The sequence below is a fragment of the Streptomyces sp. NPDC046881 genome (genome assembly GCF_040645015.1).
Lineage (GTDB): Bacteria > Actinomycetota > Actinomycetes > Streptomycetales > Streptomycetaceae > Streptomyces.
Genome location: NZ_JBEYXJ010000042.1, coordinates 1 through 25972 on the forward strand (window position 1 = coordinate 1; position 25972 = coordinate 25972).

Consider the following 25972-nt stretch of genomic DNA (forward strand, 5'->3'; position numbering starts at 1 on the left):
CGGCGCTGTTTCCGTGCGGGCTGGGCGACCACTCCCCGGGGGCGTGCGCGGGGGTGGATCTCGCGCCGCGCGCCGACGGGTACGGCCTGGTGCTGGGCCAGGACGGGGAGGGCGCTCGCTGGACGGTCGTCATCGACGACGTCTCGCTGGTCGCCGTGGCGATCGCCTCCTGGGACTGCGGCATGGAGTACGAGCTGTCGCCGGACGAGCGCGCGGTCGTGACCGCCCTGCCGGGGTGGCCCCTGGCCGTCGCCGTCGCGGCACCCGGCGTGCCCGCTCCGCACGACCCCGCTCCGGAGGAGGCGGGCCGGCCGGCGCTCAGCCCGCCGGACACCGGCTCCTGGGGGCCCGCGCAGCGCCGTCTCGGTGCCGACGAGATCGCGTTGCAGTGGGCCGCCTGGCGGGAGCAGATCGACGACGCCGACTTCCCCGCGCCGGGTGGGCGGGCGGAGGCCACGGAGTCCGCGCCGAAGACCGATGGGGCTTCGTCCGGCGGGCACACCGGTGTCCGCCGGGTGCTCTCGGAGGCGCGCGCCTATGTCGACTCCCCGCCGCCGCTCGGCCGGGTGCGCTCGTCGTTCGCCCCGGGCGAGGCCCGGACCCTGCGCGCCGACGGCCCCGGCTGGTCGATCGTGGCCCGCACCGACGACATCGCCTTCGTCCTGCTCGACGAGGAGCCCGGTGAGGTCCTGCCGGTGGGCCGGGGCCCGGAACTGCCGGGACTGCTGGAGGCGCTCGACAAGATGGCCGTACGGCCCCTGTGAGCCGTGGCGGCCGGGCGGTGCCTCCCGTGCCGCCGCAGGAACCGTGCCGCGGGTGGCGGCGCGGCCCCCGACGGCTCGGCCGGCCCGCGCGGGCGCCCCGGCGACCGGTCCCGCGCCGTGCGCCGGTGCCTCAGCTGCCTCAGCGGCCGAGTTCCTTGCGGGTGACCCGGCGCAGCCTGCGCCGCTGCGAGGGGTCCAGGGCGAGGTACGCGGCCACTGGGACACCCACGACGATCAGGAATGCCACCCACCAGGGCAGCCATATCAGCAGGATCAGCCCGACCGCCACGCCACCTGCGGCGATCTTCGCGTTCATCGACATGAGCGTCGCCTCCTTCGCGGCCACTGCCGCTCTCTGATCTGAGAACGGCCTCCCCCTTCCCGCGGTTCCACGCCCCGCCCCTGAGACATCCCTGAGACCCGCCCCTAGGAGCTTCTGCCCCGTCGTACCGGGCCCCCGCTCACCCCCGCACTCGACAGCGGCAGCGGCAGCGGTCATCGTGCTGTACCCTCGGCGACTCCGTCCGAGTAGTCAAATTTGAGGAGTGCGGCAGAGCTGTGCAGATGATCCCCTCGGCACCACCCTCCGACCTGTCCGAACTGGCCCAGTGCTGCATGGTTTTCCTGCCGTCCGACCCTGCGCGGGCGGGCCGGATCGGGTTCTGGCAACCGGACGGCGGGACCCCGCCCACGCCCGCGGACGGCTCCCTGACCGATCTGGAGCCGGCGTTGCCCTCGGCGGACGGCGGCGTCGAGCGCGTTCCGGTACCCGCCCTCCTGCTGCCGGTCCGCGACGCCCTTCCGGTGCTCACGCGCGCGCGTGCGCTGCCGCGGGAGCACCGGAGCGCGGCCTTCTGGCGGACCGCCTACGAACTCGCCCTGGGGTTCCTGGCGCGCGGTCAGCTCCTGCCCGGCCTGTCCCCCGGCGACCACGACACCTGGCGCGTGGGTCCGCTGTCGGCACGCGATGCGGAGCTGGTCCGGGAACTGGCCGCCGCCATGCCTCCCGAGGCTCATGCCGTGCCGCTCCCGGGGGACGGACCGCCGCTGCTGCCCGACCCGGAACGGCTGCTGCGCGCCTTCCTCGACGCGGTCGCCGACGTGCTCCCCCGCTCCCCCGCCGCGCCGCTGGTGACCGGTGGCCCCGCGTACGCGGCACCCGAGCCGCGGCGTCTGCCCGCACTGCGCGCGTGGGCCGACGACATCGCCGCCGCCCACGACGCGGGAGTGCGGCTGTCGCTGCGCGTGGAGGCGTCCGGCCTCGACGACGCCATGCCCCGGGACGACGCTCCGGTCCGCTTCCGCGCGGTACTCCAGGTGCACGGCGGGAGCGGATCGGACGACGTCATGGATGCCGCCGGTCTGTGGACCGGTGCGGACGCCGGGAGCGCGGCGTCCGCTCCCCGCGCGCGTGCGGACGCCCTGCTGGCACTGCGGCGTGCCGCCCGGGCCTGGCCCCCGCTGACGCCCCTGCTCTCCGCCGCCGTGCCCGACGCGGTGGACCTCGCCGACGAGGAGATCGCCGAGTTGCTGGGTGAGGGCGCGCGGGCGCTGGCCGCCGTGGGAGTGGAGGTGCACTGGCCGAAGCACCTGGCGCGCGGCCTCACCGCGCACGCGGCCGTCGGCCCGCCGGACGACGGCGCCCCCTCACCCGGAGCGGCCCCGGCCCCGCCGTCGCTCCTCTCCACGGACACGAAGGTCACGTTCCGCTGGTGGTTCGACCTGGGCGGGCGGGAGTTGTCCCGGGAGGAGGTCGACCGGCTCGCGGAGGCCAAACGGCCGCTGGTGCGGCTGCGCGACGGCTGGGTCCTGGTCGATCCCCGGGAGGCGGAGCGGGCCCGGACCGAGCCGGATCGCTCCCTCGCTCCCGTCGAGGCGCTGGCCGCGGCGCTGACGGGTGCGACGGAGGTCGACGGCCGACGGGTCGACGTACGGCCCACGGGATGGCTCGCGGGGCTGCGCGAGCGGCTCACAGCCACCGAGCCGGTCCCCGGCGTGGCACAGCCGCCGGGCCTGGCCGCGACCCTGCGGGACTACCAGCTGCGCGGTCTCGACTGGCTGGCCCGCACGACCTCCCTCGGCCTGGGCTGCTGTCTGGCCGACGACATGGGTCTCGGCAAGACGGTCACGCTGATCGCGCTGCATCTGCACCGGCAGACGGCCCCTGCGGCGGCCGGTCCCACGCTCGTCGTCTGCCCGGCCTCGCTGCTCGGCAACTGGCAGCGTGAGATCGAGCGGTTCGCCCCCGGCGTGCCGGTGCTCCGTTTCCACGGACCCGGGCGCGACCTGGGGGTGCCGGCGGACGGGGAGTTCGTCCTGACGACGTACGGGACGATGCGCCTGGACGCGGCGCGGCTCGCCGGGGTGCCCTGGGGGATGGTCGTGGCCGACGAGGCCCAGCACGTGAAGAACCCTTACTCCGCGACCGCGCGGGCCCTGCGCTCGATCGGCGCACGCGCGCGCGTGGCGCTGACGGGCACCCCGGTGGAGAACAACCTCACCGAACTGTGGGCGATCCTCGACTGGACGACACCGGGCCTGCTCGGCGGTCTCGGCGGCTTCCGCGCGCGGTACGCGCAGCCCGTCGAGGGCGGCGGCGACCCCGCCGCCGCACAGCGGCTCGCCCGGCTCGCCGGACCGTTCCTGCTGCGGCGGCGCAAGTCCGATCCGGGCATCGCCCCGGAGCTTCCGCCGAAGACCGAGACCGATCATCCGGTGGCGCTCACTGCGGAACAGGCGGGTCTGTACGAGGCGTTGGTGCGCGAGACCCTGGCGGATCTCGCGACCGCCGACGACATGACCCGTCGGGGCCGGATCGTGCGGCTGCTGACCGGCCTGAAGCAGATCTGCAACCACCCGGCGCAGTTCCTGAAGGAGGAGGACGCGCGGCTCGCGGGTCGATCTGGGAAGCTGGAGCTGCTGGACGAACTGCTCGGCACCATCCTCGCGGAGGGCTCGGGCGTGCTGGTCTTCACCCAGTACGTGCGCATGGCCCGGCTGCTCGAACGGCACCTGGCGGACCGCGGGGTGCCCTCGCTGCTGCTGCACGGCGGGACGCCGGTCGCCCTGCGCGAGGAGCTGGTCCGGCGCTTCCAGGCGGGCGAGGCGCCGGTGTTCCTGCTGTCGCTCAAGGCCGCCGGGACGGGACTGAACCTCACCCGGGCCGAGCACGTCGTGCACTACGACCGCTGGTGGAATCCGGCGGTGGAGGCACAGGCCACCGACCGCGCGTACCGCATCGGGCAGACCCGTCCGGTGCAGGTGCACCGGCTGATCGCCGAGGGGACCCTCGAGGACCGGATCGCGCAGTTGCTGGGCCGCAAACGGGAGCTGGCCGAGGCCGTGCTCGGCAGCGGCGAGGCGGCCCTGACGGAACTGTCGGACGAGGAACTGGCCGCACTGGTGGAACTGCGCGGGGAGGCATGATGAGCCGCTACGACGACGAGCACGGCCGCGACGAGGAGCGCACGTTCGCCGCACTGCCGCCCGCGCGCGGGCGTGGCTTCGCCCGCAGCTGGTGGGGGCAGGCCTGGCTGCGGGCCCTGGAGGACGCGGCCCTGGAAGGGGCGGCGGTCAAGGCGGGACGCCGGCTCGCGCGCGCGGGCGCTGTGGGCGCGGTGACCGCGCGGCCGGGCCGGGTCACGGCCGTCGTACGCGATCCCGGAGGCGCGGCGCACCGGGCCGATGTGCTGCTGCCGGAGCTGTCCGACGCGGAGTGGGCGCGGTTCCAGGATCTCGCGGTGGAGCAGGCCGGGCACATGGCCGCGCTGCTCGACCGGGAGCTCCCGCCCCATCTGGTCGAGGACGCGGCGGTGGCGGGGATCGATCTGCTGCCGGGTCTCGGCGATCTGGAACCGGAGTGCGACTGCGGTGCCTGGGACCACTGCGGGCACACGGCCGCGCTGTGCCACCAGGTGGCGCGGCTGCTGGACGAGGATCCGTTTCTGCTCCTGCTGGTGCGTGGGCGGGAGAAGGACGCCTTCCTCGCCGAGCTGCACGTCCGCGGCACCGCGCAGCCGTCCGGGGAGGCGCCGGCGGCCGCGGGCGTGGACGCGGCCGAGGCGTGGGCGGCTGCCGACATCCTGCCGCCGCTGCCCGGACTGCCGGGGCTCCCGGAGGGCACCGGCACACCGCCGTCCCTGACGGCCGGGGCTGTCGAGGCGCCCGGGATCGACCCCGCGGCACTGGAGCACCTGGCCGGCCGTACCGCCGCGGAGGCTTACCGGCTGCTGGCGGCCGCCCGAGGCGTTGCCCCTGAGCCGTGCCGTGAGCTGACGGCCGCGCAGGACGCCGTACGGCTGGCCTGCGGGCCGGCGCCCGCCGTCGTCGCCGAGCGGCTCGCCGCGGGGTCGGGGCGTGGCCGTGCCGGGCTGGCGGCGGCCGTCCGCGCCTGGCGGCTGGGGGGTGCGGCGGCGCTGACCGTGCTGGATAAGGAACGGGAGGTGGAGGGCGTGGCACTCGCACGCGCGCGTGCCGCCCTGGAGGCGGCCTGGGACGCGGACGAGCGGCCGGAGTTCCACCGGAGCGGCAACCGGTGGACCATCCAGGGTGCGGGCGTCCAGCTGCGGGTCGACCGCGCGGGCCACTGGTGGCCGTACCGCGACGAGGCGGGCCGCTGGGTGCCGGCGGGCGGGGCGGACCCTGATCCCGCGACGGCCCTGGCCTCGGCACGGACCGGGGGAGGTGAGCCGGCAGACCTCTGAGTTCCGGTCCTCGCGAGACCGGCACGATCCGATGAGCCGCGGTCGCCGGCCGTTCACCGCGCGGTCGGCGGGCGTTCCCCCGGGGGCCCGAGGGTGGCCGCAGCCAACGACCTTGTTCCCAGGAGGCCCGATGTCCCCGCATGCCGCCGGACGGCGCCGCGTCCACCGTTCCGTCGCCACCGGTCTGCCGCTGGCCCTGGCCGCCGTCCTCGTGGCCGCGGGGACGGCCGCGGCGGCGCCGTCCGGGGACGCCCGCGTCGTCCGCACGGCGACCCTCGGCGAGATCCCGCTCGGCGCGTTCAGCAACGCGCTGCTGCCCGGCAGTGTGGCCGACGACCACGGGGTGAAGCTGGGCGGCATCGGCAGCGACATCTACCCGGCGGGCCGCAAGGGCGAGTACTGGACGGTGACCGACCGCGGCCCCAACGGTCAGATCAAGGTCGACGGCAAGAAGCGGCGCACCTTCCCGGTGCCCGGTTTCGACCCCGCGATCGTGAGGATCCGGGTCTCCGGCGACAGGGTCGAGGTCGTCGACGCGATCCCGCTGACCACCTCCTCCGGGAAGGCCGTCACCGGGCTGCCGAACCAGAAGGGCCGGGACGAGGCGCCGTACACCTATGACGCGAGCACGCCGCTCTCCTACGACCCGGACGGGCTGGACACCGAGGGCATCGTCCGGGCGGAGGACGGCAGCTTCTGGCTCGTGGACGAGTACGGGCCCTCCCTGGTGCACGTCTCCGCGCGCGGGAGGGTCCTCGCTCGCTATGTGCCCGAGGGGCTCGGTCTGACCGGTGCGGACTACCCGGTGGTGGAGGCGCTGCCGTCGGTCCTGCTGCACCGGAAGGCGAACCGGGGGTTCGAGGGGCTGGCGCTGCTTCCCGGCGGTGACCTGGTGATGGCTCTGCAGAGCCCGCTCTCGCTGCCGGACGCGGACGCGGGGGACGCCTCGCGCACCACGCGGCTGCTGCGCTTCTCACCGCGTCTGAAGGCCGTCACGGCCGAGTACGCCTACCGTTTCGACCCGGTCGGTGTGGTCGACCCAAGCGAGGACGACCCCTCCGAGCTGAAGATCTCGTCGGTGGTGGCGGTCGGCCGCGACCGGCTGCTGGTCGAGGAGCGCACGGACAAGGCGGCCCGGCTGCAGCTGGTCAGGCTGCGGAAGACGTCCGACATCCTCGGCGGCCCGTGGGACGACGACACGACGTCGCCCTCGCTGGAGCAGCTGGACGACCCGGCGACCGCGGGTGTGCCGGTGCTGTCCAAGCAGCTCGTCGTGGACCTGGGCAGGGTCGCCGGGGTGCCCGGGAAGATCGAGGGCATCGCGCGCGTGGATGACGACACGCTCGCGCTCGTCAACGACAACGACTTCGGGATGACGGACGGGGCGGGCGCGTTCGACGCCCGGGGCCGGCTGGTCGACAGCGGAATCAGGACGACCGTGACGTACGTGCGGCTGCCCGGGAAGCGGTGACACCGGCCTCGGGGCCGGGAGGGCCGGGGTGAGACGCTGCCGCTCGCCCCGGCCCTTCCGGGTTCGTCCCGGCCCTTCTCCGGTCAGCCCCGCGCGCCCAGCAGGTGGTCCATGGCCAGCTGGTCGAGGCGTTCGAAGGCCATCCCGCGCGCGGCGGCCGCCTCCACGTCGAAGTCCTCGAAGGCCGCGCGGTCGGCGAGCAGGGCCCGCAGGCCGTCGGCCGCGGTCGGCCGGGCCAGCTCGTCCAGCCGCGACGCGCCAAGCGCCTCCTGCACCTCCGGGTCGGCGCGGAAGGCGGCCGCGCGCTCCTTGAGGACGAGGTAGTTGCGCATGCAGCCCGCCGCCGACGCCCACACGCCGTCGAGGTCCTCGGTCCGCGGCGGCTTGAAGTCGAAGTGGCGCGGCCCGTCGTAGCCGGCGCTCTCCAGGAGGTCGACGAGCCAGAAGGCGGCCCGCAGGTCACCCGCGCCGAACCGCAGGTCCTGGTCGTACTTGATCCCGGACTGGCCGTTGAGGTCGATGTGGAAGAGCTTGCCCGCCCACAGGGCCTGCGCGATGCCGTGCGGGAAGTTCAGCCCGGCCATCTGCTCGTGGCCGACCTCCGGGTTGACGCCGTACAGCTCGGGCCGCTCCAGGCGCTCGATGAAGGCCAGCGCGTGCCCGACGGTGGGCAGCAGGATGTCGCCGCGGGGCTCGTTCGGCTTGGGCTCGATGGCGAACCTCAGGTCGTAGCCCTGGGAGGTGACGTACTCGCCGAGGAGGTCGAAGGCCTCCTTCATCCGGTCCAGGGCGGCGCGTACGTCCTTGGCGGCCCCGGACTCGGCGCCCTCGCGGCCGCCCCAGGCGACGTACGTCCTCGCGCCCAGTTCGGCCGCCAGGTCGATGTTGCGGATCGTCTTGCGCAGGGCGTAGCGGCGCACGTCGCGGTCGTTGGCGGTGAACGCGCCGTCCTTGAAGACGGGGTGCGTGAAGAGGTTCGTGGTGGCCATCGGGACGGTCATCCCGGTGGCGTCCAGGGCCTGCCGGAACCGCTTGACGTGCGACTCGCGCTCGGTGTCCGAGGAGCCGAAGGGGATCAGGTCGTCGTCGTGGAAGGTCACGCCGTAGGCGCCGAGCTCCGCCAGGCGCTGCACCGTCTCGACCGGGTCGAGGGCGCGGCGGGTGGCGTCACCGAACGGGTCCCTTCCCTGCCAGCCGACGGTCCACAGGCCGAAGGTGAACCTGTCCTCGGGGGTGGGCTGGTAGTTCATGCCGCGGCTCCTTGCTGCGTACGACTATTCGTCATGGCGGTTTACAAATTAGTATGCCGACGCACCGCTGGGAAGAGACAAGATGTCTTCGACAGCAAGGTGTCTTCGACAGCCCACCGCACATTCCCGCGGAGCCGCGGAAGAGGGAGAGCCCGATGTCAGCAGTCGAGGGTCCGCTCGTCGTCGGGGTGGACACGTCCACCCAGTCCACGAAGGCACTGGTCGTCGACGCGGCCACCGGGCAGGTGGTGGCGAGCGGCCAGGCCCCGCACACCGTGACCTCCGGGGCGGGCCGGGAGAGCGATCCGCGTCAGTGGTGGGACGCGCTGTGCGCGGCGCTGCGCCAGTGCGGTGACGCGGCGCACGAGGCGGCGGCGGTGTCGATCGGCGGCCAGCAGCACGGCCTGGTCACCCTGGACGAGCACGGCGAGCCGGTGCGCCCGGCGCTGCTGTGGAACGACGTCCGCTCCGCACCGCAGGCCCGCCGTCTGGTGGAGGAGCTGGGCGGGCCGAAGGCCTGGGCGGAGCGCACCGGCAGCGTGCCCGGGGCGTCCTTCACGGCCACCAAGTGGGCGTGGCTCGCCGAGCACGAGCCGGAGGCGGTCCGCGCGACCCGGGCGGTACGGCTCCCCCACGACTACCTCACCGAGCGCCTGACCGGGCAGGGCACGACCGACCGCGGCGACGCCTCGGGCACCGGCTGGTGGGCGTCCGGGACGGAGGCGTACGACGAGGAGACCCTGGCGCACATCGGTCTCGACCCGGCGCTGCTGCCCCGGGTGGTGCGGCCCGGCGAGGTGGCCGGCACCGTGCGGGACAGCCACGACCTGCCGTTCTCCAAGGGCACGCTGGTGGCCCCGGGCACCGGCGACAACGCGGCGGCGGCGCTGGGCCTCGGCCTCCGGCCCGGCACGCCGGTGCTGAGCCTGGGCACCTCCGGCACGGTCTACGCCGTCTCCCGGCGCCGCCCCACCGATCCCACCGGCACGGTGGCCGGCTTCGCCGACGCGCGCGGGGACTGGCTGCCGCTGGCCTGCACCCTGAACTGCACCCTCGCGGTGGACCGCGTCGCGGCCCTGCTGGGCCTGGACCGGGAGGCCGTGGAACCCGGCGGCTCGGTGACGCTGCTGCCCTACCTGGACGGCGAGCGCACCCCGAACCTCCCGCACGCCTCCGGACTGCTGCACGGGCTGCGCCACGACACCACCGCGGGTCAGCTGCTCCAGGCCGCGTACGACGGCGCGGTGCACGCCCTGCTCGGGGCGCTCGGCCTGGTCCTCGACGAGGACGCGGACCGCAGCGCCCCGCTGCTCCTGATCGGCGGCGGCGCCCGGGGCACGGCCTGGCAGCAGACGGTGCGCCGGCTCTCCGGGCGTCCTGTGCAGGTCCCGGAGGCCGGGGAACTGGTCGCCCTGGGCGCGGCGGCACAGGCGGCCGGACTGCTGACCGGCGAGGACCCCGCGGCGGTGGCCCGCCGCTGGAACACGGCCGCTGGCCCGGTCCTGGAGGCCGTGGAGCGGGACGGGTCGACGCTGGAACGGATCACCGGGGTACTCTCCGACGCGGCCCCGCTGCTGGAGCGGGAGACCCGCACCCAGTGACCGAGCCGCCCGCCCGCCGCCGGGCGGCAGACCCCGAGGATTGACGGAGGCATGACCGCACCGCAGCACGAGGCGCGCCCCCCGCGCGCCGGGCGCGCCCTGCCGGACACCCAGCAGGGCATGCGCCGGCGCAACCTCGCCCGGGTGATGCACGCCGTCAGCGCCGAGGGTTCGCTGTCCCGTGCGGCGGTCGCGTCCCGGATCGGGCTGACCCGGGCCGCGGTGTCCACGCTGGTGGACGAGCTGATCCGCTGGGGACTGCTGGAGGAACTGGGCCCCGAGCGGCCGGGCCGGGTCGGCCGGCCCGGGTCCGCGCTGGCGGTGAGCGGCCGTGGCCCGGCCGGGATCGGGGCGGAGATCGGCGTCGACCATCTCGCGGTGTGCGCGGTCGACCTGCGCGGCGAGGTCCGTGCCCGGGCCGTACGACGCGGCGCGAACCGGGGCCGCGCCCCCGGGCCCGTGACCGAGGAGCTGACGGCGCTGATCCACCGGGTCGTCGCGGAGGCGGAACGGGCGGAGCTCTGGCCCGCGGGGCTGGCGGTCGCCGTGCCCGGGCTGGTGGCCCGGGACGCACGGACGGTCGTACGCGCCCCGAACCTCGACTGGCACGACACCGACCTCGGGCGTCTGCTCCCCGGCGACTGGCCGCTGACCGTGGACAACGAGGCGAACTTCGGGGCCCTGGCCGAGCTGTGGCTCGGGGCCGGCACCCCCGGTGACTTCCTGCACGTGTCGGCCGAGATCGGCATCGGTGCCGCGGTCGTCGTCGACGGCCGGCTGCTGCGCGGGACCCGGGGATTCGCGGGCGAGCTGGGCCATGTTCCCGTGCGGCCGGACGGTCCCGCCTGCCCCTGCGGTAGCCGGGGCTGCCTGGAGCAGTACGCGGGTGAGGAGGCGGTCCTGCGCGCGGCCGGGCTGGAGCCGCGCGAGGATCTGGTGGGCCTGCTCGCGGAGCGCGCCGAGGCAGGCGACCCGGCCGTACAGGCCGCCCTGCGGGACGCCGGTACGGCGCTAGGCATCGCCCTGACCGGAGCGGTGAACCTGCTCGACCCGGAGACGGTGGTCCTGGGCGGCGCCCTGGCCGGCCTCTCCCCCTGGCTGCTGCCGTCCCTGGAGACGGAGCTGACGGGCCGTACGGCGGGCCCGGCCTGCCCGGTGACGGTGTCCCCGCTGGGGCCCCAGGGCCCGCTGCTGGGCGCCGCGCACTCGGTCGTCCGAGCGGTACTGGACGATCCGGCCGTGGTGGCGGAACACGCCTGACGCGGCTCCCCGGCCCCGCTTGTCCCCAGCCTCGCCCGATCGGGTGATCGAGTTGTCCACAAGCCGCGACTTGTCCACGGAACCGCGGCACGCCCTTCTGCCCAACCGGCCCGAGCCGTACCGTGAATTCACGCGAGGCACGGCCGACGGACCGTCATGAACGGTCCGCAGCCCGCGAGATGAGCGAGCCGCGCAGGCGGCAGGTGGCAGCGGACCGACAGGTATCGGGGGACACATGAACGGGGAGCCGATCGGGGCACTGCGGCGCGACGCCATCGGAGCGCGCGAGGTCCCGTTCCGGAGCAGCACGGCGAGAGCACCGGCCGCCGCGGTGGCCGCGCCGGTCCCGCCCGGCGCCGCCTTCGCGGGCGGCTGCCTTCCGCCGGCGGTGCCGGCCTCACCCCGGCCGGCCCGAGGCACCAGCCCGACGACCGCTGTGCGGAAGGGAGCCCAGCCACGATGACCGAGCCCCGGATCCTCACCGTGCGCCCCGAACCGGAGCAGTACGCCTGGACGTTCGGCGGGGCGGCTCCGTTGGCGCGGATCGCGCCCGGTACGGTCCTCGACCTGTACACCGAGGACTGCTTCGCCGGCCGGGTCCGCTCCGAGAAGGACCTCGTGTCCGAGGTGTGCGAGTTCCCCTACCTGAACCCGCAGACGGGCCCGTTCCACATCGAGGGCGCCGAACCCGGAGACACCGTGGCGGTGCACTTCGTGTCGATCGAACCGGCCCGCGACTGGGCGGCGTCCACGACGGTCCCCCTCTTCGGCGCGCTCACCTCCACCCGCACCACGGCCACGCTGCAGCCGCCGCTGCCGGAGCAGGTCTGGATCTGGCAGCTGGACCGGGACCGCCGGACCGCCCTGTTCCAGGCGCGGGACAGTGACCTCCGGCTGGAACTGCCCCTGGACCCGATGCACGGCACGGTGGGCGTGGCACCCGCCAACCTGGAGGTGCGCTCGGCCCTGGTGCCGGACGCGCACGGCGGGAACATGGACACGCCCGAGATGCGGGCCGGCGTCACCTGCTACCTGGGGGTCAACGTCGAGGGCGCCCTGCTCAGCCTCGGCGACGGGCACGCCCGGCAGGGAGAGGGCGAGACCTGCGGGGTGGCCGTGGAGTGCGCGATGAACACGGTGGTGGTCGTGGACCTCCTCAAGGACGTCGCCACACCGTGGCCCCGGCTGGAGTCGGACACGCACATCATCTCGACCGGCTCGGCCCGTCCGCTGGAGGACGCGTTCCGGATATCCCAGCTCGACCTGGTGCAGTGGCTGGTGCGCGACTACGGGTTCAGTGAGCTGGACGCCTACCAGTTCGCGGCCCAGGCGGTCGAATCACCGCTGGCCAACGTGTGCGACACGAACTACACGTGCGTGGCCAGGCTCCGCAAGGAGTGGCTGCCCGCGCGGGAGACGTACCGCGGCGTGCACGCGCGGCTGCGGGAGACCGCGCGAGCCCTGCGCGGCTGACGCGCTTGCCCGTAGCCCTGACTCCCGAACGGCCTTCCGAAGGCATCCCGAAAGGCATCCCGCCATGGACATGGACAGAGCCGAACCGCGGCTCAGCCGGCGACGGCTGCTGAAGGGCGCGGCGCTCGCCGCCGTCCCCTACGCGCTCCTCCCCGACCCGCGTGCCGGAGCGCAGACCGGGTTCGTCGACTACCCGCCGGCCGAGTGGCGGCCGGCGAGCGGCTCCAACTACACGGTGGCCGACCGCCCCGGCGACTACGTGATCGACCGGGTCGTCATCCACGTGACACAGGAGACGTACGCCGACACGCTGGCGATCTTCGGCAATCCGAACAAGCAGGTCTCCGCGCACTACGTGGTCCGCTCGGCGGACGGGCACGTCGCGCAGTGCGTGCATGAGGCCGACATCGCCTGGCACGCGGGCAACTGGACCTACAACACGCGCAGCATCGGCATCGAGCACGAGGGCTGGGTGGACCAGCCCGGCTACTTCACCAACGCCCTCTACGAGGAGTCGGCGAAGCTCACGGCGGCGATCTGCGCCACGTACGGCATCCCCCGCGACCGGAAGCACATCATCGGCCACTATCAGGTGCCCGGCACCGACCACGCCGACCCGGGGCCGTACTGGGACTGGGTGCGCTACATCAGACTGGTCAACTTCGCCTGACCCGGGCGGAGCCGCCGTCGCACCGGTTGTCCGCGCGAACACCGGGGGTGACGATGGTCCCAGCCGCCGAGGTACCGCCGTTCACCGTCCGCCGGGGAGGCCGAGTTGACCGATCCGTGGGTTGCCCTGGAGCCGGGGGCCGACCCCGCCGAGCGCGTCCGGGCGCTGCGCCGCGCGCACGAGACGTTCACCACGGCCGGGACTGTGCCGCGCCCGGTGCGGTCGGTGGTGGCGGAGTCGTGGCGGCGCAGCGCGCGGGCAGGGGTCGGGCCGGACGGCACCGCCAGCGTGGAGCTGACCGACGGCGACCTCGGCGCCTACCGCGCGCAGCATCCGCTGGCCCGGGTGATGCCGCTGTTCCGGGAACTGATGGGCACGTTCGCGGCCGACGGCGAGCATCTGCTGGCGGTGTGCGACGCGTACGGCAGGCTGTTGTGGGTGGAGGGGCATGCGGCGACCCGGCGCCGCGCGGACCGGATGAACTTCGTGCCCGGGGCCCGCTGGTCGGAGAGCGCGGTCGGCACCAACGCACCGGGTACGGCGGTCGCCGTGGGCCGGCCCGTGCAGGTGTTCGCCGCCGAGCACTTCATACGGCGGGTGCAGCCGTGGACGTGCGCCGCCGCTCCGGTGCACGATCCACGCACCGGACGGGTCCTGGGGGCCGTGGACATCACCGGCGGGGACGGGCTCGCCCATCCGCACAGCCTCGGATTCGTGCAGGCGGTGGCGCGGGCCGCCGAGGCACAGCTCGCCCTGCTCGCCCCGCCGCCCGCCGCCGGGGAGGGGCCGCTGCTGAGCGCGCTGGGCCGGGACGAGGCCGAACTCGTCCTGGACGGGCGGCGGATCAGGCTCAGCCGCCGGCACAGCGAGATCCTCGTGCTGCTCTCCCGGCGTCCCGAGGGCCTGAGCGGTGACGAGCTGCTGTGCGCGCTGTACGCGGACGAGTCGGTGACGCCGGTGACGTTGCGGGCCGAACTCGCCCGCCTGCGCAGGCTGCTGGGCCCGGCGCTGCTCGCCTCGCGGCCGTACCGGCTGACGGCCGCGGTCGAGTCGGACGCCACCGTGGTGGAGCGGCGGCTGGAGGCGGGTGCGCTCACCGCGGCGGCGGAGGCGTACACCGGACCGCTGCTGCCCGGATCGCAGGCCCCGGCGATCGTGCGGCTGCGGGAGCGGCTCGCGGGCGCGCTGCGCACGGCGCTGATCGCGCACCGCGATCCCGACCTGCTGGCGGACTGGACGCACGCCCCGTGGGGCGAGGACGACGTCGAGGTGTGGCGGGCGCTCGCGGCGGTGCGCCCGACGGCCCCGGTCCGCGCCCGGCTCGCCGCGCTGGAGACCGAGCTGGCGGCACCGGCCGGCCGGGCACCGGCGCGGACCTGCGGTGCAACGTACGTGCAACGTCCGCTTGCCTAGCCTCGCGCCGAGAGCTGCCCAACGGCGGGCAGCACTGCACCGGGAGGCAGACCAGCATGACTCGTTACGCGGCGCCGGGCACCGAAGGCGCGATCGTCTCCTACCAGGCACGCTACGACCACTTCATCGGCGGCGCCTATGTGCCGCCGGCGCGCGGGCAGTACTTCGAGAATCCGTCGCCGGTCAACGGGCAGCCGTTCACGGAGATCGCGCGCGGTACCGCGGAGGACGTCGAGCGGGCGCTGGACGCGGCGCACGAGGCGGCACCCGGGTGGGGCCGTACGCCGGTGGCGGAGCGCTCCGACGTCCTGCTGAAGATCGCCGACCGGATGGAGGCGTACCTGGAGCCGCTGGCGGTGGCCGAGAGCTGGGAGAACGGCAAGCCGGTGCGGGAGACGCTGGCCGCCGACATCCCGCTCGCGATCGACCACTTCCGCTACTTCGCGGGGGCGATCCGGGCGCAGGAGGGTTCGCTGGGCGAGGTGGACGACGACACGGTGGCCTACCACTTCCACGAGCCGCTCGGGGTCGTCGCGCAGATCATCCCGTGGAACTTCCCGATCCTGATGGCCGCCTGGAAGCTGGCGCCGGCGCTGGCCGCGGGGAACGCGGTGGTCCTCAAACCGGCCGAGCAGACCCCGGCCTCCATCCACTACTGGCTGAGCCTGGTCGCGGACCTGCTGCCGCCGGGCGTGCTGAACATCGTCAACGGCTTCGGTGTGGAGGCGGGCAAGCCGCTGGCGTCGAGCCCGCGGGTGGCGAAGGTCGCGTTCACCGGGGAGACCACGACCGGGCGGCTGATCATGCAGTACGCCTCGGAGAACATCAAGCCGGTCACCCTGGAGCTCGGCGGGAAGTCGCCGAACATCTTCTTCGACGACGTGTGGGCGCACGACGATGACTTCCGCGACAAGGCGCTCGAAGGCTTCACGATGTTCGCGCTCAACCAGGGCGAGGTCTGCACGTGCCCCTCCCGGGCGCTGATCCAGCGCGGTCACTACGCGGAGTTCCTGGAGGCGGCCGTCGAGCGCACCCGGCGCATCAAGCCGGGCCATCCGCTGGACACCGACACCATGATCGGCGCCCAGGCCTCCAACGACCAGCTGGAGAAGATCCTCTCCTACCTGGACATCGGCCGCCAGGAAGGCGCGAGGATCCTCACGGGCGGGGAACGGATCGAGCACGACGGCGAGTTGAAGGGCGGCTACTACGTCCAGCCGACCATCTTCGAGGGCGACAACCGCATGCGGATCTTCCAGGAGGAGATCTTCGGTCCGGTCGTCTCGGTGGCCTCCTTCGACGACTTCGACGACGCGATCAAGATCGCCAACGACACGCTGTACGGCCTGGGCGCGGGCGTGTGGACCCGGGACATCAACACCGCCTACCGCGCGGGCCGCGCGATCCAGGCGGGCCGGGTGTGGACCAACTGCTACCACGCCTACCCCGCGCACGCGGCGTTCGGCGGCTACAAGCAGTCCGGGATCGGCCGCGAGACCCACAAGATGATGCTGGAGCACTACCAGCAGACGAAGAACCTTCTGGTGTCGTACTCGCCGAAGAAGCTGGGCTTCTTCTAGAGGCACGAAGAGGCGCCTGAACTGGGCTTTTGCCCGCCAGGCGCCTTCCTCTCGGAGCTCCTCAGGCGTGGGCGCGTGCCCGCGTCACCACTGGCAGTGGACGTGAGTGCTGTGCCCGCTGTGGCCCGGCCCCAGTACGAGCTTGGCGCCGTACGACTTGCACGCCTTCATCAGACGCTTCGCCTTGGTCAGGCCGGGCCCACGGGTGGAGACGTACGAGCCGTTGACGATGTCGACGTCGAACGCCCGCCCCTTGTAGTGGGCCGAGTTCGGCGAGTGCTTGCTGCCGGCGATCGCCGTGACGCGGAAGGTGAACCGCTTCTTCGCGTTCAGCTGCTGCATGGCGTGGAGCATCTTCGCGTTCAGCGCGACCTTGGCGCCCCGCGGGTGGGCGTACCTGCTGGTGTACGCCTTCTTGCCGCGCGCGGCGTCCCTGATGTTGGCCTTCGCCGTCGAACGGGCGTCCTTCACCCCGCTGATGTGGTGGTTGAGCAGTGTGATTCCGTTGTTCTTGGCGATCTTCTTCGCCGACGCCTGGGCCGACGGTATGGCGATGGTCTCCGCGGCGGCGGCGGCCGCTGCGGTCGTGCGCGGTGCGGCGGGCTGAGCGACGGCGGGCAGGGCCGCGCCGGCCGTGAGCGACGATGCGAGGGCGGCGGAGGCCAGGAGCCTGGTGGGCTTCATGCGCTGGTTCCTTCCGGGTGTCCGGGTAGCCGAGTGGGGCGCAAGGAGCCGGACAGGGCGCACGCGCCCTGTCCGGACTTGGGCGGTGCTCAGTTGACGACCTTCAGCTGCTTCGGCCAGCCGTGCCTGTTCGCGGTGCGGAACAGCTCCTTGATGTCCTTGGGCGAGAGCTTGATGCAGCCCAGGGAGTGGTAGTCCCCGGCTCCGTCCCAGCGGTACGGGTTGTCTCCGTTCGTCTTCCTGCCCTGCTTGCCGTTGGGGAGCATCTCGCTGTGGATGAACAGCGCGTCGCGCACGACCTTGCGCTGGTCGGGCTTGGGCTTGCACCACTTGTTGGAGAGGGGGATGGCGTAGCCGTTGATGCCCTTCTCCCCGCCGTTCTTCCTCGTCGTCTGCTTGCCGACGTTGTACGTCCCGGTGGGCAGCCATCCCGCGTTCTTGGCGCACTCGTTCGTGCTGCCGTTGCCGGATCCGGCCCGCCAGTCGTCGATCTTCCGGTCCTTGCCCGGCTGGCTCTTCATGTAGTACAGCCGCGACTTGGTGGGGTCGGACCAGTTCTTGTTGAAGAGGAAGTAGTACTCGCTGGTCTTGCCGGCGGCCTTCGCGACGGCCGGTGCGTCGACGGCCACCACGCCGCCCGGCGCCGGCGCCGCCTGGGTGGGCTGTGCGACGGCCATGGCGCCGCCCGCCAGCAGCACACCTGTCAGGGCCGCACTCGTGAGTCGGTTCACTGTTCCGCTCCTTCAGGTCTCGGAAATCCCCCGCGTTCCTCGGGGAGCGGCTCGATCCTGAATGGCCGATCCTGTGCGAACCTTGGCGAATCCTTGGCCCGCTGGTCATGCCGTGCGCTGGCTAGCATGTGCGGCCGGGGGAGGAGAAACGGATGGACACTGAGTTGGGCGTGCTCGGCTCCGTCGAGGCACGCGTCGCCGGCAGACCGGTCGACCTCGGTCCCGCCCGCCAGCGGTGCGTCCTCGCGGTTCTGGTCGTCGAGGCCAACCACCACGTACCGGTCGACGAACTCACCTACCGGGTCTGGGGACACAGCCCTCCGCGCGAGCCCCGTAGCAGCCTGTACAGCTACCTCTCCCGATTACGCCGTGTCCTCGGCGACGCCGAGGACGTGCGCCTCGACCGACAGGCGGGCGGCTACCTGCTGACCGTGGATCCGGGCGCCGTGGATCTGCACCGTTTCCGTGACCTGATCGCGCGGGCGCGCGCCGCCACCGACGAGGCCGCCGCTGCGGTCCTGTTCGACGACGCGCTCGGACTGTGGCGGGGACCGGCCTTCGGCACCCTCGACACCCCGTGGCTCAGCGATCTGCGCGACGTCCTGGCCCAGGAGCGGGTCACCGCCCAGCTCGACCGCAACGACATCCAGCTGAGCCGGGGGCGCCACGCCGAACTGATCGCCGGTCTCCTCGCGCTGACGGCCGAGCACCCGCTGGACGAGCGCCTCGCCGGCCAGTACATGCTCGCCCTGTACCGAAGTGGCCGCCCGTCCAGCGCACTTGCCGTCTACCGAGACATCCACGACAGGCTTGCCGAGGAGCTCGGGACCAGTCCGCACCCGTCCCTGCAAAACCTCCACCAGGAGATCCTGCGGTCCTCCCCGTCCCTCGCCGTGTCGCCGGCCGCCCCCGCGTCCGCGCACGCACCGGACACGGCCGCGCCGCAGTCCCTCCCCGACCCGTCGCCCGGGCCCGTACCGCCGCCCGTGCCGGTGGCGCAGCAACTGCCGGCTCCGCCACCGGCCTTCGTCGGCAGAACCCGTGAAATCGGCTTGCTGGACCGGTTGGTGGACCGCGACGGCGAGGCGGAAACCACCGTCGGCATCGCGGCGATCACCGGCACGGGAGGCGTCGGCAAGACCTGCCTGGCCCTGCGGTGGGCCCACGACAACGTGGACAGGTTTCCCGACGGGCATCTCTACACCAACCTCCGGGGGTTCGACGCCACCGGTCGCCCCACGCCCCCCGACGAGGTGCTCCGCGCCTTCCTCGAAGCGCTCGGCACAGCCCCCGGCGCGGTCCCGGCCGGTACCGACGCGCAGGCCGGTCTCTACCGCACCCTGACCGCCGGCCGCAGGATGCTGATCCTGCTCGACAACGCCCACGACACCGACCAGGTACTGCCCCTCCTGCCTGGCGGCTCGTCCTGCACGGTCGTCGTGACCAGTCGCCGGCAGCTCACGGGGCTGACATGTGCGCACGGCGCACGGCCGCTCGCGTTGGACGCCCTCGCGCCCGACGAGGCCCGGCGGTTGTTCAGCCGCCACCTCGGATCCGAGCGCGTCGGCGCCGAACCCCGGGCCGCCACCCGGATCCTGGAACGCTGCGCCGGCCTGCCGCTGGCGATCAGCATCCTGGCCGCACGCGCCGCGGCCAACCCCTCGTTCCCGCTCCAGGCTCTCGCCTCCGAGCTGGACGCCGCCTGGGAGAGCCTCGACGCCTTCGACGGGGGCGACCGGTCGGCTGACCTGCGCGCCGTGTTCTCCTGGTCGTACGCGGCACTCGACACCGGCCCGCGCCGGCTCTTCCGGCTGCTCGGGACGCACCCGGGACCGGATATCGCCGTCCCCGCCGCTGCCGCCGTGGCGGGCCTCGGTCCGCGCGAGACACGGTCGCTGCTCGTGGAACTCGCCCGTGCCCACCTGGTGTCGGAACACGCTCCGGGCCGCTACACACTCCACGATCTGCTGCGCGAGTACGCCGTCGAGCTGTCCGCCGAAGACCCCGAAACGCCGCAGGCCCTCCTGCGCGGCGTCGACCATTCCCTGCACACGGCTCACGCCTGCGACCGACTGCTCTGGCCGCACCGTGATCCGATCACCCTGACGGCGACGGCCCCTGGTGCGGCGCCCGTGCAGCCCGCAGACGACCGGGAGGCACTGCAGTGGTTCGAGACCGAGCACGCCGTGCTCGCGGCCACGGTCGAGCAGACCCGCCGAGCCGGGCTGCACCGCCACACATGCCAACTGGCCTGGGCTCTGAGTACGTATCACGGCCGGAAGGCCAAATGGCACGACGTGATCGCGACCCAGACGGCCGCCCTCGAGGCCGCGACCGCCCTGGACGATCCCTCGGAGCAGGCACATGCCCATCGTGAACTCGGCTGCGCCTACAACGAGATCGGCCAGCACGAGGAGGCGGACGATCACCTCGCGCGTGCTCTGGAGCTCTACCACGCCCTGGAGGACCACACGGGCGAGGCCCAGACCCATCTCGTACTCGGCTGGATCTGCGACCGGTTCGGTGATCAACGGGAAGCCCTCCACCATGATCTTCTCGCCCTGGAGCTGTTCCAGGCGGCCGGCTACCTCGCCGGCCAGGCCAGGGCGCTCAACGCAGTCGGCTGGGACTACGCCCAGCTGAGCGAGTACGAGTCGGCGGCGGCCCACTGCCGGGAGGCCCTTGCCATCCAGCAGAAACTCGGGGACCGCCGCGGCGAGGCCAACACCTGGGACAGCCTGGGCTTCGCGTACCAGCACCTGGGCGATCACGAAGAGGCGATCGTGTGCTACCACTCCAGCCTCGCGCTGAACAAGGAGAACGGCCACAGGTTCAACCTCTTCGAGAACCTGGACCACCTCGGCGACGTCCACCGCGCCATGGGCGACGAGGAAGCGGCCCGCGACTACTGGCGGCAGTCGGTGAAGATTCTCAGGGAGCTGGGCAACTACGACGCCGACATCGACCGGATCACGGCCAAGATGCACTCAGCATGACGCTGTCACCCAGCCTGCCGCTGGTCGCCGGCTGACACCCTGCACTTCGAGCCCCGCAGCCCCGCCGAGACGTATCCAGGTGACTGACGCCCGGGGACCTTCGTGCTGGACGACAACAGCACGCGCAAGGAGGTTCTCGGATACCGAAAGCCCACTCGCTAGCACCACGTACCACTCATCAAGACCCGGAGGCGCCGGGGAGCACGTCGAGGGGATGATGCGCGCCCCGGCGGCGCCCGTCCGTGGCCGTCGTCGGACGCGTCCCGGCAGGTGCGGCGAGCAGTTGCCGGGCCGCACGTCGAAACGTTCATTCGAGCGGGTGTACAGCCGCGCCGCACAGCATCGCCCCGTCGCCGGTGCCACAACGGGAGCGGACGCACCGTTCGGATGATGCGGATTTTGCATATCATACGAGCTTTGCGAGGGCTCTTGCCCTGATCCCACGTGCTGCAGCTAGCTATTGCTGCGTCCGCTTCCCGGCCCGGGCTCCCGATGAGCCCGGTGCCGACCGACAGCCCATGGGCCGGTCCCGTGGGCCGCCGGTCAAGGGGGCGACGCGAACCTTCACGTGAGGAGTGGTCATGAAGAAGGCATACGAGGCACCGACGCTCGTCCGGCTCGGCACCTTCCGGAAGGAGACGGGGCTCCTTCAGCGCTCCGGCAACGACCGGCTGATCCTGAGCAAGAACTGACGACCGACGGTCCTTGACCCGACGTCATGACTGAACTGCACGAAAGTGCGGGGACGGGCCCCGGCGACGCGCACTTCGCGGTCTTCACGGACCGTGCGGACGCGGCCGCCGTGGCCCGCTCCTTCGCCCGCCCCGGAAGCCGGACCCTCGCGCACCCTTCGGGCCGGCCCTGGCTGGTCGGCCACTGGCACGACGACGAGGTCGTCACGGCGGGCGTCGGCGGCGCCGCCCTCGCCGTCGTCGGCTGCTGCCCGATCGACGCCGGGGAACTGCGGCGCCGGGCCGCCCGGTTGCGTGATCTCGCGGAGCTCGACGCACTGGCCCGCTCCCTTCCCGGCAGTTTCCACCTCGTCGGCGCCCTCGACGGACGGATCAGGGTGCAGGGCACCGCCTCCGGACTGCGACTCGTCTTCCACGCGGAGATCGACGGCGTGCGGGTGGCCGCGACCCGCGCCGACACGCTCGCCACCGCCCTGGGGCTGGACCCGGACGTGGAGGAACTGGCCGTGAGGCTGCTGTGGCCCGCCCCCTACCCGCTGTTCGAGGCTCCGATGTGGCGTGCGGTCACCGCCGTTCCCCCACAGGACGCCCTGGTCGTCGCCGCGGACGCGCGGACCGTACGACACACCCGGTGGTGGACACCGCCGGAGCCGGTCCGGCCGCTCGCCGCGGCGGCGCCCCTGATCCGGACGGCACTGGAGGAGGCCGTCGGCGCGCGCACCCGCCAGGGCGGCGTGGTGAGCTGCGACCTGTCCGGTGGTCTGGACTCCACCTCCGTCTGCTTCCTGGCCGACCGCTCCGCGGCCCGTGTGGTGGCCAGTACGTGGCCGGGACGGGATCCGGCGGACACCGACCTGTCCTGGGCGCTGCGGGCGATGGGGCACTTGCCGGACGTCGAGCACGTGGTGTGGGACGCCGACGCCTCCCCCCTGGTCTACGAGGACCTGCTCGGCATCGACGACCTTCTCGACGAACCCACCATCGGCGTCATGGACCGCTCCCGGGTCCTGCACCATCTGCCCGGCCTCGCCGCGCGCGGCAGCAGGCTGCACCTGACCGGCATCGGCGGCGACCACGTGGCCTGGTGCTCCGAGGCGTACTACCACCGGCTGCTGCGCACCCGTCCGCTGTTCGCCGTGCGCCAGTTGCGCGGGTTCCGGGCGCTGTGGCAATGGCCGCTCGGCGGCACGCTCCGCGCGCTCGCCGACGTCCGGCCGTACCGGACGTGGCTCGCCGACGCCGCCGACGACCTGCGCGGCACGCTGCCCCCGTCCGTCGCGACGGGTCTGGGCTGGGGCATGGCCCCGCGCCTGTTCGGCTGGGTGACTCCCGAGGCCGAGCGGATGGTCCGCCGGGCACTGCTCGACGCCGCGGCGACGGCCTCCCCGCTGCACCCGGACCGCGGGCTCCACACCGACCTGGAGCAGATCCGCTCGTGCGGCCGCGTCATCCGGCAGTGGGACCGGATGGCGGCCCGCGCCGGCCTGCCGATGGCCTCCCCCTTCCTCGACGACCGCGTCATCGAGGCGTGTCTCGCCGTACGTCCGGGCGAGCGCGTCACGCCCTGGCGGTACAAGCCCGTCCTGAGCGCCGCGATGCGCGGGATCGTGCCCGAGGAGTGCCTGCGACGCAGCAACAAGGCCGCGGCCTCCATGGACGCGTCCAACGGACTGCGTGAACACCGCGCCGACCTGCTGGCCCTGTGGGAGGACTCACGGCTGGCGGAGCTGGGCCTGGTGGACGACGCCGAGCTGCGCCGCCTCGCCCGGCGGCCCGCCTCCCCGGGGCTCTCCGACGCCATCCTCTACTCCACGATCGCCGCGGAGGTGTGGCTGCGCGGGCTCGCCCGCGGCCGCACCCGGGTCCCGCAGCCCTGACCGCATTCTCTTTCGCACACGACAGAAAGGCGCTCACATGCCCCTGCGCTTCGGCGGCAACGTCTCCGCGGCCGAGACCGACTACGGCACCGTGCTGCTGGACGAACAGGCTGGCGCGTACTGGGAGTTGAACCCGACGGCCACCTTGGTGGTACGGACGCTGCTGGACGGCGGCGAGGAGACGGAGGCGGCCGCCGCCCTGGTCCGGGAGTTCGACATCGACCAGGCCCAGGCCCTGCGGGACGTCGAGACGCTCGTACGGGAGCTGCGCGACTCGGGGCTCGTCTCATGACGACGCCCAGTGCGCTGGAGCGGCCCACGGGTGTGCCCCTGGCCCGACGCCTGACCGCCCGCCTCGTCCTGCTCCCGGCCATCGCCTTGGCCCTGCTGCCGCCCCGCCACCTCCGCACCGTGCTCGGTGTGCTGCGGCGCGGCGCCGCGCCGGCGACCACCGCACAGGCCCAGAACGCACGCGACGCCATGTGCGCCGCCAGTCTGCGCTGCGCCGGACCGAAGGGGTGCCTGCCGCGCTCCCTGGGAGCGGCACTGCTGTGCCGGCTCGGCGGAACATGGCCGTCCTGGTGCACCGGCGTACGGGTCACGCCGCCCTTCACCGCGCACGCCTGGATCGAGGCGGAGGGCCGTCCCGTCGGCGAGGGCGTCCCGCAGGGCTACTTCGCCCGGCTGGTGGCCGTCGATCCGCTGCCGCGGCCCACCGACCGGTGACCGGCGCGACGGCCCCGCACGACGGCCGGGCCGCGGTCGCCGGAGCCGGCAGGTCCACCCTGGCGGCGGTGGCCACGATGTACCGGCTCACCGCCGGGCACCGGAGCGCCATCGCCGTCGCCGGCGTACTGACCCTCGTCGGGTCCGCCCTGGGACTGGCCCAGCCACTGGTCGCCAAGCAGGTCGTGGACGCGAGCGGCCGCGGACAGGTCGTCTGGCCGCTGCTGCTGCTCCTGGGCGCGCTGTTCGTCGTCGAGGCGGCGACGGGCGCGGTGGGACGCTTCCTGCTGGAACGGATGGGTGAAGGCGTCGTACGGCAGCTCCGGCACGGGCTGGTGGGCCGGCTGCTGCGGCTGGAGATGAGGGAGTACGACCGCCACCGGGGCGGCGATCTCATCTCCCGGGTGACGGCCGACACCACCTTGCTGCGGGAGGTGGTCTCGCAGGCCCTGGTCGACCTCGTGACGGGAAGCCTGGTGGCCGCCGGGGCGATCGCCCTCATGGCGTGGCTGGACCTCCTGCTGCTGCTCCTGGTCGCCGCGACCGTGGCGGCCGCGGCGGTGGTGGTCGCCTCGCTGCTCACGGGCATCAGGGCCGCGTCCGAACGCGTGCAGGGCTCGGTCGGGGCCGTCGCCGCCGACCTGGAACGCGCCCTGAGCGCCCTGCCGATGGTCCGGGTGCACCGCGCCGAGGAGCGCGAGGCGGCCGGCATCGGCGCCCGCGTGGACGCGGCCTACGGCGCCGGGGTGCGTACCGCGAAGCTCGCCTCCGTGATGAGTTCCGCCGTCGAACTCGCCGTCCAGGGCTCCTTCCTGATCGTCCTGGTCGTCGGCGGCCTGCGCGTGGGCGGTCGTGCCGGCTCCCTCGGTGACCTCGTCGCGTTCCTCCTGTACGCCTCGTACCTGGTCCTGCCGCTGTCCTCCGTCTTCCGCGCCGTCGGCCTCGTCCAGCGCGGCATGGGCGCCTACCAGCGCATCGACGAGGCCCTCCGGCTCCCGGTGGAACCCACCGCGCCCCGGAACCCGGGAGGCCCGCCGTCGGCACCGCGGGCGACCGGACGGTCCGGCACCAGCGGACGGCCCGCTCTCGCCCTGCGGGACGTCCACTTCGGCTACGACCCGGAGCGGCCGGTCCTCCGCGGCGTCTCGTTCGCCGTCCCGCAGCGCGGGCACGTGGCCCTGGTGGGCCGGTCCGGCGCCGGCAAGAGCACGGTGTTCGCGCTGATCGCTCGGTTCTACGAGCCGGATGCGGGCACCCTGCTCTTCGACGGGCGGCCCGCGACCGAACTCTCTCGTGACGCCTGCCGCCGAGGTATCGCCGTGGTCGACCAGAACACCCATGTCGTCCACGGCACCCTGCGCGACAACGTCGCCTATGCCGTGCCCGACGCCACGGAGGCGGAGATCCGGCGCGTCGTCGAACTGGCCCGGCTCGAAGAGGTCGTCGACCGGCTGCCCGGGGGCCTGGCCGCCGTCATCGGTGAACGCGGCGGCACCCTCTCCGGCGGCGAACGTCAGCGTGTGGCCCTCGCCCGCGCCCTGCTGGCCCGTCCCTCGCTGCTCCTCCTGGACGAGCCCACCTCCCACCTCGACGCGATCAACGAAGCGGCGCTCACCACCGTCATGAGGGACATCGCCCAGGAGTGCGCACTGCTGGTCATCGCCCACCGGCTGTCCACCGTGCAGCACGCCGACCACGTCGTGGTGCTGCAGGACGGCCGCACGGCTGCCGGCGGACGCCACGAGGAGTTGCTGGTCGGCAACGACCTCTACCGCGAGCTGGCCGCGAGCCAGATGCTCCGGACGGGCGGGGAGGCCGGGATCGCCCGGCGGGGACGGTCGGCTACGGGGCCGACGGCTTGACCGGGTCCGTGGGTGAACCACGCAGGACGGCGAGACGCCGGTGGTACTCCTCGTCGTCGATCTCGCCGCGTGCGTACCGTCCGGCGAGGATCTGCCCGGGGTCGCCGCAGGAGGGTGCCGAGCGACATCGCGAACCAGCCCCAGCCGTTCATGCCGTGGTCGCTCGCCGCAGTGCGCGGGTGCGACGGGCCGGACGGCCCTGTTCCAGGGGCACCCGGC

21 protein-coding genes are annotated in these 25972 nt (G+C 73.5%); 16 read left to right on the plus strand and 5 right to left on the minus strand.

What is annotated here, in order from left to right:
* The coding region (locus tag ABZ923_RS20860) for a hypothetical protein (RefSeq protein ID WP_361473773.1) at positions 1-764 on the plus strand (764 nt) is incomplete at its 5' end.
* A gap of 139 nt (positions 765-903) precedes the next feature.
* Here the strand turns inward: ABZ923_RS20860 and ABZ923_RS20865 are convergent.
* Complete coding sequence (locus ABZ923_RS20865; protein ID WP_030340126.1) at positions 904-1086, minus strand: hypothetical protein; 183 nt, start codon at positions 1084-1086, stop codon at positions 904-906.
* Between the two features lie 242 nt (positions 1087-1328).
* Here ABZ923_RS20865 and ABZ923_RS20870 point away from each other — a divergent pair, with 242 nt between their 5' ends.
* The 3 genes from ABZ923_RS20870 to ABZ923_RS20880 all read left to right on the plus strand — a co-directional run bounded on the left by ABZ923_RS20870 (position 1329) and on the right by ABZ923_RS20880 (position 6938).
* The gene (locus ABZ923_RS20870) at positions 1329-4190 is read left to right on the plus strand and encodes a DEAD/DEAH box helicase (RefSeq protein WP_361473902.1); all 2862 of its coding nucleotides are present in this window, start codon (positions 1329-1331) and stop codon (positions 4188-4190) included.
* The gene (locus ABZ923_RS20875) at positions 4190-5467 is read left to right on the plus strand and encodes an SWF or SNF family helicase (RefSeq protein ID WP_361473776.1); all 1278 of its coding nucleotides are present in this window, start codon (positions 4190-4192) and stop codon (positions 5465-5467) included. Before ABZ923_RS20870 ends, ABZ923_RS20875 begins: the two co-directional genes overlap by 1 nt.
* Before the next feature lie 130 nt (positions 5468-5597).
* Positions 5598-6938 carry an esterase-like activity of phytase family protein gene (locus ABZ923_RS20880; protein ID WP_361473779.1) on the plus strand — a complete coding sequence of 447 codons (1341 nt, stop codon included), beginning with the start codon at positions 5598-5600 and terminating at the stop codon, positions 6936-6938.
* A gap of 83 nt (positions 6939-7021) precedes the next feature.
* Here the strand turns inward: ABZ923_RS20880 and xylA are convergent, their stop codons facing one another.
* Positions 7022-8188, minus strand: a complete 1167-nt coding sequence (xylA, locus tag ABZ923_RS20885; protein ID WP_361473782.1) for a xylose isomerase — start codon at positions 8186-8188, stop codon at positions 7022-7024.
* 155 nt (positions 8189-8343) lie between these two features.
* Here xylA and xylB point away from each other — a divergent pair, with 155 nt between their 5' ends.
* From xylB to ABZ923_RS20915, 6 genes are all read left to right on the plus strand, one after another.
* Positions 8344-9789 (plus strand): xylulokinase, encoded by a 1446-nt coding sequence (xylB, locus tag ABZ923_RS20890; RefSeq protein ID WP_361473785.1) that lies wholly within the window; start codon positions 8344-8346, stop codon positions 9787-9789.
* A gap of 51 nt (positions 9790-9840) precedes the next feature.
* Entirely contained in the window at positions 9841-11049 is a 1209-nt protein-coding gene (locus ABZ923_RS20895) for an ROK family transcriptional regulator (protein WP_361473789.1), read from the plus strand.
* 459 nt (positions 11050-11508) lie between these two features.
* Entirely contained in the window at positions 11509-12522 is a 1014-nt protein-coding gene (locus tag ABZ923_RS20900) for an acetamidase/formamidase family protein (protein ID WP_361473792.1), read from the plus strand.
* A gap of 70 nt (positions 12523-12592) precedes the next feature.
* On the plus strand, positions 12593-13192 hold the full coding sequence (locus ABZ923_RS20905) for an N-acetylmuramoyl-L-alanine amidase (protein WP_361473905.1): 600 nt from the start codon (positions 12593-12595) through the stop codon (positions 13190-13192).
* 105 nt (positions 13193-13297) lie between these two features.
* Positions 13298-14605 (plus strand): GAF domain-containing protein, encoded by a 1308-nt coding sequence (locus ABZ923_RS20910; protein WP_361473795.1) that lies wholly within the window; start codon positions 13298-13300, stop codon positions 14603-14605.
* A gap of 56 nt (positions 14606-14661) precedes the next feature.
* Positions 14662-16185, plus strand: coding sequence for an aldehyde dehydrogenase family protein (locus ABZ923_RS20915; protein ID WP_361473798.1), 1524 nt, complete (start codon positions 14662-14664; stop codon positions 16183-16185).
* 84 nt (positions 16186-16269) lie between these two features.
* On the opposite strand, the gene ABZ923_RS20920 is transcribed toward ABZ923_RS20915, so the two are convergent.
* Both ABZ923_RS20920 and ABZ923_RS20925 read right to left on the minus strand, forming a co-directional pair.
* Entirely contained in the window at positions 16270-16869 is a 600-nt protein-coding gene (locus tag ABZ923_RS20920; protein WP_361473801.1) for a hypothetical protein, read from the minus strand.
* A gap of 89 nt (positions 16870-16958) precedes the next feature.
* Positions 16959-17600, minus strand: a complete 642-nt coding sequence (locus ABZ923_RS20925) for a L,D-transpeptidase (RefSeq protein ID WP_361473804.1) — start codon at positions 17598-17600, stop codon at positions 16959-16961.
* 152 nt (positions 17601-17752) lie between these two features.
* Here ABZ923_RS20925 and ABZ923_RS20930 point away from each other — a divergent pair, with 152 nt between their 5' ends.
* From ABZ923_RS20930 to ABZ923_RS20955, 6 genes are all read left to right on the plus strand, one after another.
* Entirely contained in the window at positions 17753-20596 is a 2844-nt protein-coding gene (locus ABZ923_RS20930; RefSeq protein WP_361473807.1) for a BTAD domain-containing putative transcriptional regulator, read from the plus strand.
* A gap of 581 nt (positions 20597-21177) precedes the next feature.
* Positions 21178-21288, plus strand: coding sequence for a keywimysin-related RiPP (locus ABZ923_RS20935; RefSeq protein WP_107047813.1), 111 nt, complete (start codon positions 21178-21180; stop codon positions 21286-21288).
* Positions 21289-21314: 26 nt separating this feature from the next.
* Positions 21315-23165 carry a lasso peptide isopeptide bond-forming cyclase gene (locus tag ABZ923_RS20940; protein ID WP_361473810.1) on the plus strand — a complete coding sequence of 617 codons (1851 nt, stop codon included), beginning with the start codon at positions 21315-21317 and terminating at the stop codon, positions 23163-23165.
* Between the two features lie 37 nt (positions 23166-23202).
* Positions 23203-23457, plus strand: a complete 255-nt coding sequence (locus tag ABZ923_RS20945; protein ID WP_361473813.1) for a lasso peptide biosynthesis PqqD family chaperone — start codon at positions 23203-23205, stop codon at positions 23455-23457.
* Positions 23454-23891 carry a lasso peptide biosynthesis B2 protein gene (locus ABZ923_RS20950; protein WP_361473815.1) on the plus strand — a complete coding sequence of 146 codons (438 nt, stop codon included), beginning with the start codon at positions 23454-23456 and terminating at the stop codon, positions 23889-23891. The genes ABZ923_RS20945 and ABZ923_RS20950 overlap by 4 nt, the downstream gene beginning before the upstream one ends.
* 77 nt (positions 23892-23968) lie before the next feature.
* Entirely contained in the window at positions 23969-25753 is a 1785-nt protein-coding gene (locus ABZ923_RS20955; protein WP_361473908.1) for an ABC transporter ATP-binding protein, read from the plus strand.
* Here the strand turns inward: ABZ923_RS20955 and ABZ923_RS20960 are convergent.
* Positions 25734-25844, minus strand: coding sequence for an SHOCT domain-containing protein (locus ABZ923_RS20960; protein ID WP_361473911.1), 111 nt, complete (start codon positions 25842-25844; stop codon positions 25734-25736). The two genes, ABZ923_RS20955 and ABZ923_RS20960, sit on opposite strands and share 20 nt — an antisense overlap.
* Between the last annotated feature and the right edge of the window lie 128 nt (positions 25845-25972).